Raw genomic sequence first — 11,885 nt, forward strand, 5'->3', positions numbered from 1 at the left:
TACGTACGCTGCCCGGCATGCCCCGGCCCGTGCCGGAGGTCCGCGAGTCGCTGCTTCGGCAGGCGCGGGGCGCGGCCCCGGTCGGGTTTATGGAACGGGGGGGGGCCGGGCCAGACGGGGGCGCGGCGGGGGGGGGCTCCGGAGCGCCGGCTCGGCGCCGTCCGTCATCGAGGGGCGTCCGATGCGGGAAGCGGTGGAAGCGGGTCCCGGTGACGCCCGTTGCCGTTATCCCTTGTGCGGCTTCGGCTGGTGGGCCTTCCAGCCGCAGTTCTTCACGTCGATCCGGACGACCTGCGGGTCGTGGTCGCTCGCCTGGTCGGCGAACTCGGAGTTGATGTGCACGACGTCGTAGTCGTAGCGGGTGATGGAGGGGCTGGTCAGGATGTGGTCCAGGGTCTGGCTGTTGCCGTCGTAGACGTAGCTGTAACGCTGGGACACCGGGAGGGTGTTGATGAGGTCGGTGAGGTCGTTGCCGTCGTCGGTGAGGGTCTTGACGGCGTCGGAGAACTCGAAGTCGTTCAGGTCACCGGCGGCCACGATCTCGGCCCGGGGGTCGGCGGCTAGCAGCGACTCGACGAAGGCGTTCTCCTCCTGCGCCTGGAGACCCCGCTGCGTCTCCGAGGAGCGGGTCGGCTCCTGGTAGCGGCCGTGGACCGGGTCGTCGCCGCCCTTGGAGATGAAGTGGTTGGCGATGACGAAGACCGTCCGGCCCTGGAAGACGAACTCGCCGACCAGTGGCTTGCGGCTGTCCGTCCAGGCGGCACCGGCCGGGTCGATCCGGCCGGGGGAGGCGGACAGGTGGGCCTGGCCCCTGCGGTCCTTGACCACTGAAACGGCCGTGGTGGAGACGTCACCCGAGGAGGCACGGTCCACGAAGGAGACCCGCTTGGCGTTGAAGAGGAACACCTGGCGGATGTTGCCGCCGGGCTCGCCGCCGTCCTTGTCGTTGACCGGGTTGACGTACCGCCAGGAGTACTTCGGGCCGCCGGCCGCGACGATGGCGGCGGTGAACTTCCCCAGGGTCGCCTCGGCGGAGACGGTGCCGTCGTCGGTGGCGCCGTTGTCGTCCTGGATCTCCTCCAGGGTGACGATGTCGGGCGAGGAGAGGTTCTTGACGACGCCCTTGGCGAGCCGGGCGAACTTGTCGTCGCTGTCGGTCGGGTCGAGGTTCTCGACGTTGTAGGTGGCGAGCGCCAGTTCGTCATGCTTCTGCTTGCGCGTCACCTCCTGCTTGAGACCGTTGTCGACGGCCGTGCCGGTGGTGGCGGCCGAGGGGGCGAGCAGGTAGCCGCCGAAATCGGAGTAGTCGACCGGGCCGGTGGTGGTACCGGACAGCTCGTCACCGACGTTCAGGACGGGCGTCGTACCGTCGGCCGAGACGATCTCGATGCGGCCGGTGTTCTGCTGGTCGTAACCGCCGTAGAGGGTGCCGCCGCGCTGGGTGGGGTTCTCGTGCGGCTTGGCCGTCACGAACATCTCGCCGTAGGTGTTCGTCGCGCCGACCACGCGGGCGTCCGAGACCGAGGCGCGCATGCCCTCGATGGACTCGTAGAAGTCCTGGGAGTAGACGGTCGGCTGGAGGGTCAGGCCCTCGATGCTGCCGCCGTTGTCGGTCGGCGTGTACGCGCCCGGGATGGTGGCGGCGTTGAGCGCGACCGCGTCCGGGAGGGCGTTGCCGGTGGAGAGGGTGGTGGAGACCGGGCTGCCCAGCTCGGTGACCGACTGGGCGGCGGAGGCCGGGTAGTACTCCGAGACCCTGCCGCTGACCAGGACCGAGTCGCCGACCGAGACGGTGGGCGTGGCGGAGCCGGTGTAGACGAACAGGCCCTCGCTGGTGGCGGGGTCGGCGTCCGGGGTGGGGTCCTGGATCCAGTAGCCCTTGCTGCCGGTGGTGCGGACGGCGGTGACGATGCCGGGGACGCCCACCACGCTCTGGCCCTTGAGGGGCGAGATTCGGGTGGTGCCCTGGATGTCGTGGATCCGGAAGGCGCCGGGCGCGGTCGGGCCACCGGTGCCACCGCCGCCGCTGCCGCCGCTCGCGGTGTCGCCCGCGCTGTTGGTCGCGGTGGGCGTACCGGCCGTGAAGTCGGCCGAGTTGTCGTCGGTGTCGGCGAGCGAGGCGGCCCGGGACACCGAGGTGGTGTTGCTCGTCGCCGGTGCGTCGCTGCCCTCGCGGACGACGGCGGTGCCGTAGCCGAGGAGGTCCACGACCCGGGCGTCGCCGGTGCAGTCGGCGGCCGTCTTGCAGGTCAGTGCCGTGGTGCCCTGGACCAGGGCCACGGTGCCGGCGGTGGCGGACATCGCGGTGTTGCCGGTCGCGTCGGCGGTCGGCAGCGCGGTCGTGCCGCCGGCGCCCGCGCCCTCGCCGACCAGGTAGCTGCCGCCGGCCGGGAGCGAGCCGGTGAGCGGGGTGACCTGCCACGGTGAGCTCGCGGAGGCGGAGGCCGGGAGGTACTGGACGCTGTAACCGTCCAGCGGGTAGGCCGCCGTGGAGCGGTTGGCCAGCTCCACGAAGTCGTTGGTGAGCGTCGCCCCGGAGTTGCCTCCGCCGCCGTACGCCTCCGAGATGACCGCGCTCGCCGACGGGGTGGCGAACGCGGCGGGCAGCGGCGCCACGATGACGGCCGCCGTGGCCGCCGCGGCCACGAACGCGGCGCCGGCTACCCGCGATGCGCTGGGTCTGTGAATCTGCACGAGGATGACTCCTTCAACGTCCGCCGGGGAGAGGGCACATGACGTGCCTTCGACCGGTGGGATCCATGCGACCGGCTGAGGTTACGCGCGTAGAAATGGCGTAACAAGGCGTGTGCGGTTAAATCTGCGGGTCCAGTCGGACTGTGCACGCGCGTCACGATCACGCCGGATCTACCGCAACAGCCCCGCCTCGCCGAACGCCCGGGGCAGGAAGCGTTCGGCCATGCGGGCGTAGCCGGCCGGGTTCGGGTGCAGGCCGTCGGGGAGGTCGGCGACGTCCTCGGGGCCGAAGAGCGTGGTGCCGTCGATGACGTGGAGACGGTGGTCACCGGCCTTCCGGCGGCGCTCCACATGCTCGGTCAGCAACTCCCGGACACGCTTCAACGTCAGTGCGCCCACCGCCAGTTCGGCGGGGCGGTCGAGGGTGTGGACCTTTCCGTCGGTGCCCGGCAGCGTGGGGCCGGGCGTGGTTTCGACGGCCGGGCAGACGATGGGGCTGACGACGAGGACCGGTGTGTCCGGGTGGCCGTCGCGGACGGTGTCGAGGAAGCCGTGGAACGCCGGCACGAAGGTGCGCTCCCGCAGGGTGTCGCCGGCCACGATGTTGATGCCCAGTTCGAGGCTGATCGCGTCGGCGGGCAGGTCGCGGATGGCCCGGGCCATGAAGGGGTCGAGGTGGCACTCGCCGCCGAGGCCGAGGTTGACGAGGGAGCGGCCCGCGCGCCGGGCGACGATCGCCGGCCAGGTGCCGGTCGGGCGGTCCGCCTCCGAGCACTGGCTGATCGAGCTGCCATGGTGCACCCACACCGGGCCGCTCGCCGGGGCCGGGCGCACCGACGCGCCCTCCGGGACCCGTACGTCGACGAGCTGGGTCGCCCGTGCGTTGGACAGCCAGATCTCGACCCGGCGCTCCCGGGGTTCGGCGCCGGGCGTGAACCGCAGGGTGGCCGGTGGGGCCGGCTGGTCGTCCAGGGCCATGGTGACCGGGTCGACGTGGACGAGGGTCTGGTCGGAGGTGGTGACGGGGGCCCGCAGTTCGCCGTCGACGACCAGGTCGAAGACGGCGTCGGAGGGCTCGGATCCCGTCATCACGGCCTGGGTGAGCCGGGCGTCCACTTCGATCTCGGTGGCGTCCGTGAGCATCTCCAGCCGTACCCCGGAGGGCATGGTGCTGACGATCTCGTAGCCGGTGTCCGCCAGTTGGGCGCGTCCGGGGCCGGGAGCCCGGTGCAGGACGATCCCGGCCGGTCCGGGGGTCTTCTCCAGTGCTCCGACGACACAGTCGAGCGCGAGAGGGAGGATGGAACGCACGTGGCGGCTCTCCTTGGGGACGGCGTGGCAGGCTACTCCTGCCCCGGATCCCGGCCGGTGGTCAGAATTCCGCCGCCGACCTGCTCCGGGGCACGATGATCATGCCCGTTCGGGCAGGTCGCGGACCGGAGCCGGCGTACCTCCTCGCCCCGGGCGTGCGGAACGACAGCGCGCACGACCGACCGCTGCCGATGCCCGCACATCGCCGTGCTGGCAGGATGACGGCATGGAACGTGTGCTTGGAATCGGTGGATACTTCCTGCGGGCCGCAGACCCGGCGGGGCTCACCGCGTGGTACCGCGACTGTCTGGGCCTGGACATCGACGGCCACGGGCTGTGGCAGCAGCAGGCCGGGCCCACCGTCTTCGCGGCCTTCGAGTCCGGGACCGACTACTTCGGCTCCCGTACCCAGCAGACCATGCTGAACTTCCGGGTCCGCGACCTGGACGCCATGCTCGCCCAGCTCCGCGCCGCGGGAGCGGACGTGGCCGAGGAGACGCAGGACATGGACGGGATCGGCCGGTTCGGCTGGGTCACCGACCCCGAGGGCAACCGCATCGAACTGTGGCAGCCCGCCTGACCGTGCCGGCACCGTGACGCGGACCCGGCCGGTGTCAGTGGTGGTGGCCGTGCCGGCCCAGGGTCTGCACGGGGGTCGCGCCGGGGCGTGACCACTGCGGCACCGGGCGGCTGGTCGGGCCCCAGGTGGCGTTCCCGTCCGCGTCCGAGCGCCAGGACCAGCACGGGCTGTCCCCCTTCGGCCGGCCCTCGGGGTTGTCCTCCCATGTCTCGCCGCGGCCGTAGGGTGTCATGTCGAGCAGGCCGAGGGAGCCGTTGACCCGCTCGTTGCCACGGCCCGTGGTGGAGTAGGTGAGGAAGACGCGGTCGCCGTCCCGCAGGTAGCCGGCGAGGTAACCCATGTGGCCGCCGGCCGGGCCGTCCACGTCGCGCACCGAGTACCAGGGCTGGGTGTAGCCCATGAACTCGACGTAGGGGGCCACCTCGTCCCACCGGCCCGTGGTCAGGACGGCGTACGAGACACCGCGGGCATTGAGGTAGACGGCGTCCTTCAGGTGCCAGGCCGTGGTGGTGCAGCCCTCGCACTGCCCCTGGTGCGGCGCGCCGTCGTGCCACATGTGCTTGTAGACCACGAGCTCGTCGCGGCCCTGGAACAGGTCGAGGAAGGGGACCGGGCCGTCGGCTCCGACGACCTCGACCGTGCCGTCGAACTCCACCATCGGCAGCCGGCGGCGGGCCGCGGCGATCGCGTCGCCCTCACGGGTGTGGGCCTTCTCGCGGACCAGCAGCTCGTCCCGGGCGGCCTGCCAGGCGGCCAGGTCGACCACGGGCGGACGCCCGGGCGGCGCGGGGGTCGGTTCGTCCGGCGTGGCGGTCATAATGTCCTCCGTGGTGTCTGGTATCGGGCACCGTCGTACGGCCGAGGCCTACGACGGTCACCGGAAACAGACTCCCGCCCCGGCCGGAACTCATCGCTGCGGAGGACTCCGGCACACCGTCGAGGGTGTGGTGGGAGCAGGTGGCCTGTCGGAGCGCTCAGCGGGCATGCGTACGGTGAGGGCCGATCGGGCGCTTCGGGTTGCGGACATCCTGGCACGGTGTTCCGGCGCGAGCGGCCGCACGGCGCCGTGATCCCGTTGCCGGACGAGGAGGTCTGCCTGTGGCCGAGTACCCGAACACCCCTGCTCCGCCGCCGACCGACGCGGCCGAAGCCGAGGAGCAGCGGATCATGGACGAGCGCAACAGGCGGCTGGCGCGTGCCGGTGTGGCCCGCGCCGAAGAGCTGTTGCTGACGTACTACCCACTCTCGTCGCGCGAGGAGTCGTTCCAGCTGCTGCGCGACACCTCCCAGCGGTTCAACCTCAAACTGCACACCCTCGCCGCCGCCGCCGTCCGGCTTCCGGTCCCCGAGGCGACCTCCCCCCGGTGGGTCACGGGCCGCCCGCAGGGGGGCCCGCCCCCGCTGGCCGCCCTGCGCACGGACGGAACGCGCCCGGAGAGTCAGGGGGCGGTCCTCGATGCCGCGCTGCGGCACACCCTGCGCATCACGGGTACCCGGATGGGCAACGTGCAGCTGGTGGAGAACCGGCTGCTGCGCATGGTGCGGCACACCGGGCTGAACCGGCGCTTCACCGACTACTTCACCTTCGTCGACAGCGGGACCACCTCGTGCGCGCAGGCGGCCGAGGAGGCACGGCAGGTCACCGTGAAGGACGTCCGCTCCTGCGACACCTTCGACGAGGGCTCCCGGCAGACGATCCTGCAGGCCGGCAGCCGCGCCTGCCACAGTGTCCCCCTGGTCAGCCCGAAGGGCACCGTGGTCGGCATGATCTCCGCACACCACGAGCACCCGCTGCACGAGCTCGCACCGGCCCAGCTGGCCGCTCTGCAGCAGCTCGGCGGCGAGGTGGGCCGCTGGCTGCTCTGGCACCACAACACCGTGGTGGTCGAGGCCCTGAACCATCTTCATGTCCGGGCCGCCCGCCGACACTGAGCCCGGCTGCTGCCGGTCGCGGGCACCGGGGGGTGAGAGCATCCGTCTCATGGATGACGTGGGCGGTCGTACGGCTCGGTGGTGGGGGGCGCTGCGCCGCACCCCGGTGTCCGTCTGGAACGACGACGTCACGGACTGGGCCGCCGCGCTGACCTACTACGCGGTCCTGGCCCTGTTCCCCGTACTGCTGGTGATCCTCTCGGTCCTGGGGCTGACCATCCCCACGGCCAGACCGGAGGTCATCGAGCGCATCGCGCAGGCCGCCCCGCTCGCGTCCCGTGCTCTGCTGCGCGGCACCCTGCGGCAGATGGCCGGACAGTCGTCGGCGGCCTGGACGCTGATCTTCCTGGGCGGGGCCGGAGCGCTGTGGTCGGGATCCAGCTATCTGAGCGTCTTCCGACGGGCGTTGCACGCCATGCACCGGATCAGCTCGCAGCGGCCGGTGTGGCGGACCGCGCCGCGCATCATCGCCAGGGCCCTGGTCCTGATCCTGCTGCTTCTCACCTCCGTGCTGGCGTTGTTCCTCACCGGCAGCCTGGCCGGCTTCCTGGGCCGGGCGCTGGATCTCGGCACCGGGCCGCAGGCCGCCTGGCATGCGCTCCGGTGGCCGCTGGTGGTCGCGGTCGCCGTCGTCACGGTGCTCGTCCTGTACCACTCGGGCCCCGAGTCCTCCCGCCCCGTCGCGAAGATGGCGCCGGGCGGTGTGCTGGCGGTGGTTCTCCTGCTGGTCGTCTCGCTGGGCTGCACCGTCTACACCTCCCATGTCGGCAGCTACAACCGGCTGTACGGTTCGCTGGGCGGCGTCGTGATCTTCCTGATCTGGCTGTGGCTGTCCAACCTGGCCCTGCTGGTCGGCGCCCAGTTCAACGCGGAGCTGGCGAAGACCGCTCAGGAGGAGTGAGCCGGACCTCCGGACCCGCTCGTGTTCCAGTCCAGGCGCAGCACGGCGAGGTCGTCGGTGTGGCGCCTGGACTACCTGCGCGACCCGGACAACGAGCGCCCCGACCTCATCGTGCTCGACCTCAACATGCCCCGGATGAACGGGCGCGAGTTCCTCGCCGTGGTGAAGGAGGACGCGGATCTGCGGACCATCCCGGTCGTCGTACTGACCACGTCCGTCGCACCCGACGACGTCAACGGCGCGTACCAGCACCATGCGAACGCCTATGTCACCAAGCCCGTCAACCTGGAGGAGTTCGAGACGGCGGTGCGCAGCATCGACGCCTTCTACCTCGACATCGCCGTCAAGCCCCCCAAGGCGTAGGGGCGGTATCCGGCCGGGGGAACGTGGGCCCGCGCACGGCACCCGGGTAAGGGGAGCAGGGTGACCATGGCCGTTCTTACGGAGTCGTGACGTGCGGGCGCGGGCGCGTGGTCCGGTGCCCGCGCGGGCCTAGCGTGGCCGTATGCGTGTACTGGTCACCGGCGGTGCCGGGTTCATCGGGTCCCATGTCGTCGAGGCGCTGACGGCGCACGGGCACGAGGCGGTCGTTTTCGACGTGCGCGACGATCCGGGCGCCGACGTACGCAATCCGGCGGCGGTCGGGCGGGCGCTCACGGGCGTGGACGCGGTCTGTCACCAGGCCGCGATGGTCGGGCTGGGCGTGGGTTTCGGGGACGCGGCGGAGTACGTCTCCCGCAATGATCTCGGTACGGCCGTGCTGCTGGCCGCGATGGCCGAGGCGGGGGTACGGCACCTCGTGCTGGCCGGGTCGATGGTCGTGTACGGGGAAGGCCGGTACGAGTGTCCGCGCCACGGCGTGGTACGGCCCGGGCCGCGCGCGGTCGCCGATCTGGAGGCCGGGCGGTTCGAGCCGACGTGCCCGGTGTGCGGGGCGGAACTGGCTCCGGGGCTGGTCGCCGAGGACGCACCGGCCGATCCGCGCAACGTGTACGCCACGACCAAGCTGGCCCAGGAACACCTGGCCGCCGCCTGGGCCCGGTCGACGGGCGGGACGGCGGTGTCGCTGCGCTATCACAACGTGTACGGGCCCCGGATGCCCCGTGATACCCCCTACGCCGGCGTGGCCTCCTACTTCCGTTCCGCGCTCGCCCGGGGGGAGGCGCCCCGGGTGTTCGAGGACGGGCGGCAGCGCCGGGACTTCGTGCACGTCCGGGACGTGGCCGCCGCCAACGCCGTGGCCCTGGAGGCGCGGCCGGAGCCGGGTGCGCTGACCGCGTACAACACCGGCAGCGGCGAGCCGCACACCGTCGGGGAGATGGCGCGGGTGCTGGCCGCCGCGTACAGCGGATCCGAGCCCGTCGTCACCGGCGAGTACCGGCTGGGCGACGTACGGCACATCACGGCCGACTCCTCGCGGCTGCGGGCCGAGCTGGGGTGGAAGGCCGAGGTCGGGTTCGCGGAGGGGATGCGCGAGTTCGCGCAGGCCGGGATGCGGGGCGCATAGGCCCCCCATGGACCGGTGGTGCTGCCCACGATCAGGAAGCGGCGGTGGGCAGCACCACCTCGAAGCGGCAGCCACCGGGAATGTTGTGCACGGTGGCACGCCCCTGATGGGCTTCGACGATCCCCCGGACGATGGCGAGGCCCAGGCCCGCGCCCGCCGGGGGCGTCCGGGCGTGGCTGCCGCGCCAGCCGGTGTCGAAGACACGCGGCAGGTCCTCCTCGGGGATACCGCCGCAGCCGTCCGTGACGGACAGCACGACACCCTCGGGACCGCGCTCGGCGGCGACCGCGACCGTGCCGTCGGGCGGCGTCCGGCGGATGGCGTTCACCAGCAGGTTGCCCAGCACGCGGCTCATCTCCTTGCCGTCCACCTCGACGGGCACCGGCTCCACCCGGTCGCCGACCAGCCGTACGCCCTGCTCGCGAGCGAGCGGGTCGGCGCCCGCGAGGGCGTCGCCGACGAGGTCGTACAGCGACATCCGGCTCGGGCTCAGCGCAAGGGTCCCGGCGTGGATGCGGGAGAGTTCGAAGAGGTCGCCGACCATGTCGTTGAGGCGCTCGACCTCGGTGCGGATCTGCTTCAGATAGCGGTCCGGGTCGGTGGCGACCCCGTCCTCCAGCGCCTCCGACATGGCGCGCAGACCGGCCAGCGGGGTGCGCAGGTCGTGCGAGATCCAGGCGACCAGCTCCCGGCGCGAGGTCTCCAACGCGCGTTCCCGCTGCCGGGATTCGGCGAGCCTGGCACTGGTGGCCGCCAACTCGCGGCTCACTTCGGCCAGTTCCGCGGTGGCCGGGACCGCAGGCGCGGCGAAGTCGCCTTCCTCGCCGAACGAGCGGGCCGCGAGCGCGAGTTCACGGCTGCGCGCGCCGACCCAGCGGCCCAGTATCAGCGCGCTGGCGAGCGACACCGCGGCCGCCATCGCGACCACCGTCGTCACCACCGACAGGTCGTGCGAGGAGAGGAACATCGCCCAGGCGACGGCCAGGGTGCCGGCGAGCATCGCGACCACGCCCACCGCGGAGACGACGGCGATGGACAGGGTGAGCGAGCGGCGCCGGAGCAGGCGCAGCGCGGCGGCTCCGGCGAGCCCGGTGAGGGCGGCGCCGGCCAGGGCGTAGAGGGCGATCAGCAGGGTGTCGCGCATGTCAGTCGGTCTCCTCGTCGGCCTCGGGGTCGAAGCGGTAGCCGACGCCCCACACCGTCTGGATCAGGCGCGGCCGGGCCGGATCGTCCTCGACCTTGGCCCGCAGCCGGCGGACATGGACGGTCACGGTGGACAGGTCGCCGAAGTCCCAGCCCCACACCTCGCGCATCAGGTCCTCCCTGCTGAACGCCCGCCCCGGGTGCCGCAGGAAGAAGGCGAGGAGGTCGAACTCGCGCAGGGTGAGGGCGAGTTCGGTGCCGTTCCGGGTGGCGCGGCGGGCGCCCGGGTCGAGGGTGACGCCGGCGGTGGAGAAGGAGTGCGCGGCGGGCGCGGGGCGGGCGCGGCGCAGCACCGACTCCACCCGCAGGACCAGCTCGCGGGGACTGAAGGGCTTGGTGACGTAGTCGTCGGCGCCGACCTCCAGGCCCAGGATCCGGTCGTCCTCGTCGCCGCGCGCCGTGAGCATGATGACCGGGACGGGGGCGCGGCCGCGCAGCCGCCGGCAGACCTCCAGACCGTCCATGCCGGGCAGCATCAGGTCGAGCACCACCAGGTCCGGCCAGTGGACGGTGGCCCGGGTCAGGGCGGTGGGGCCGTCGCCGGCGTGGTCGACCAGGTACCCGGCACGGTCGAGATACCCGGTGACGACCTCGGCCACGGTCGGATCGTCGTCGACGACCAGGACCCGGGTGGCCGCGGGGGCGGCCCGGTCCTCGGTGAGCTCGTACGGCTGCTGCATGCCTCCACCCTCGCACCCGGGCGTCGCGGGTGTCGCACCCGAGGGCGGGCACGGGGCGCGACGTCCGCGTTTCGTAAGAAGCCGGGGAGGCGGACCGCCGGTCCCGACGTCCGTGTTTCGTAAGAAACCGGCGATCTGGCCCGCCGGTTCCGACGTCCGCGTTTCGTAAGGAGCCGACGCCCGTTATGTCTGGTTCACGTTCGTAGGGTGACACCGTGACCACCTCACCAACCTCCCCGACGACGGACGTGGACGTCGTCCTCCCCTGTCTGAACGAGGCCGAGGCCCTGCCCTGGGTGCTCGGCCGGATCCCGGCGGGCTGGCGGGCCCTCGTGGTGGACAACGGCTCCACGGACGGCTCCGCGGACATCGCCCGGGCGCTCGGTGCGACCGTCGTCCACGAGGCGCGGCGCGGCTTCGGCGCGGCGTGCCATGCGGGGCTGACCGCCGCGACCGCCGACATCGTCTGCTTCTGCGACTGTGACGCCTCGCTGGATCCGGGGCTCCTCGTGCCGTTCGTGCGGGAAGTCCGCGACGGCGAGGCGGACTTGGTGCTCGGCCGACGGCGCCCGCAGGGCCGGGGGGCCTGGCCGGCGCATGCCCGGGCCGGGAACCTGGCGCTGGCGCGGATGCTGCGGCGCCGTACCGGGCTGCGGCTGCACGACCTCGGTCCGCTGCGGGCGGCGCGGCGCGAACCGCTGCTGGCGCTGGCTCTCGACGACCGGCGCAGCGGCTATCCGCTGCAGATGGTGGTGCGGGCGGCGGACGCGGGATGGCGGATCACCGAACGCGATGTGGCGTACCTGCCGCGCACCGGCACGTCCAAGGTGACGGGGACCTGGCGCGGCACGTGGCAGGCGGTGCGGGACATGAGCCGGGTGCTGAAGGAGCGACCTCGGGTGCGGGTCGGTGGGGGCTGAGCGCGCCCACGCGGCGGAGCCGCACATCGATACAGCCCCCGCGCCCCTTACGGGGCGCTTCGCCCGCCGCGTCCTACCAGCCGCGGGGAGCGTCGCAGCTCCCCAGCAGCGGGCAAGTCGTGCCTCCCCCAGTGCCTCAAGGGCCTGGGAGGTGCCC

General features: G+C 72.5%; 11 protein-coding genes. 6 read left to right on the forward strand and 5 right to left on the reverse strand.

Going from position 1 to position 11,885, the window contains the following annotated elements:
* Positions 1-225: 225 nt before the first annotated feature.
* Together ACWGJB_RS18695 and ACWGJB_RS18700 are read right to left on the reverse strand one after the other, a co-directional pair.
* The gene (locus ACWGJB_RS18695; protein WP_453381238.1) at positions 226-2,694 is read right to left on the reverse strand and encodes an endonuclease/exonuclease/phosphatase family protein; all 2,469 of its coding nucleotides are present in this window, start codon (positions 2,692-2,694) and stop codon (positions 226-228) included.
* A gap of 171 nt (positions 2,695-2,865) precedes the next feature.
* On the reverse strand, positions 2,866-4,005 hold the full coding sequence (locus tag ACWGJB_RS18700; RefSeq protein ID WP_453381239.1) for an SGNH/GDSL hydrolase family protein: 1,140 nt from the start codon (positions 4,003-4,005) through the stop codon (positions 2,866-2,868).
* A 226-nt stretch (positions 4,006-4,231) separates the two neighbouring features.
* On the opposite strand from ACWGJB_RS18700, the gene ACWGJB_RS18705 reads away from it, so the two are divergent.
* Positions 4,232-4,585 carry a VOC family protein gene (locus ACWGJB_RS18705; protein WP_453381240.1) on the forward strand — a complete coding sequence of 118 codons (354 nt, stop codon included), beginning with the start codon at positions 4,232-4,234 and terminating at the stop codon, positions 4,583-4,585.
* A gap of 34 nt (positions 4,586-4,619) precedes the next feature.
* On the opposite strand, the gene ACWGJB_RS18710 is transcribed toward ACWGJB_RS18705, so the two are convergent.
* Positions 4,620-5,402 (reverse strand): DUF899 family protein, encoded by a 783-nt coding sequence (locus ACWGJB_RS18710; RefSeq protein ID WP_453381241.1) that lies wholly within the window; start codon positions 5,400-5,402, stop codon positions 4,620-4,622.
* Positions 5,403-5,683: 281 nt separating this feature from the next.
* Here ACWGJB_RS18710 and ACWGJB_RS18715 point away from each other — a divergent pair, with 281 nt between their 5' ends.
* The 4 genes from ACWGJB_RS18715 (at position 5,684) to ACWGJB_RS18730 (ending at position 8,925) form a co-directional block, all read left to right on the forward strand.
* Positions 5,684-6,517 carry a GAF and ANTAR domain-containing protein gene (locus ACWGJB_RS18715; protein WP_453381242.1) on the forward strand — a complete coding sequence of 278 codons (834 nt, stop codon included), beginning with the start codon at positions 5,684-5,686 and terminating at the stop codon, positions 6,515-6,517.
* 49 nt (positions 6,518-6,566) lie between these two features.
* Complete coding sequence (locus ACWGJB_RS18720) at positions 6,567-7,418, forward strand: YihY/virulence factor BrkB family protein (RefSeq protein WP_453381243.1); 852 nt, start codon at positions 6,567-6,569, stop codon at positions 7,416-7,418.
* A 21-nt stretch (positions 7,419-7,439) separates the two neighbouring features.
* Positions 7,440-7,781 (forward strand): response regulator, encoded by a 342-nt coding sequence (locus ACWGJB_RS18725; protein WP_453381244.1) that lies wholly within the window; start codon positions 7,440-7,442, stop codon positions 7,779-7,781.
* Between the two features lie 142 nt (positions 7,782-7,923).
* Positions 7,924-8,925 carry an NAD-dependent epimerase/dehydratase family protein gene (locus ACWGJB_RS18730; RefSeq protein WP_453381245.1) on the forward strand — a complete coding sequence of 334 codons (1,002 nt, stop codon included), beginning with the start codon at positions 7,924-7,926 and terminating at the stop codon, positions 8,923-8,925.
* Between the two features lie 31 nt (positions 8,926-8,956).
* On the opposite strand, the gene ACWGJB_RS18735 is transcribed toward ACWGJB_RS18730, so the two are convergent.
* Positions 8,957-10,069, reverse strand: coding sequence for a sensor histidine kinase (locus ACWGJB_RS18735; RefSeq protein WP_453381246.1), 1,113 nt, complete (start codon positions 10,067-10,069; stop codon positions 8,957-8,959).
* A gap of 1 nt (position 10,070) precedes the next feature.
* Complete coding sequence (locus tag ACWGJB_RS18740) at positions 10,071-10,808, reverse strand: response regulator transcription factor (RefSeq protein WP_453381247.1); 738 nt, start codon at positions 10,806-10,808, stop codon at positions 10,071-10,073.
* A gap of 215 nt (positions 10,809-11,023) precedes the next feature.
* Between ACWGJB_RS18740 and ACWGJB_RS18745 the strand changes: the two genes are divergently transcribed.
* Positions 11,024-11,728, forward strand: coding sequence for a glycosyltransferase family 2 protein (locus ACWGJB_RS18745; RefSeq protein ID WP_453381248.1), 705 nt, complete (start codon positions 11,024-11,026; stop codon positions 11,726-11,728).
* Positions 11,729-11,885 lie beyond the last annotated feature (157 nt).

The sequence above is a fragment of the Streptomyces sp. NPDC054813 genome, assembly GCF_053611365.1.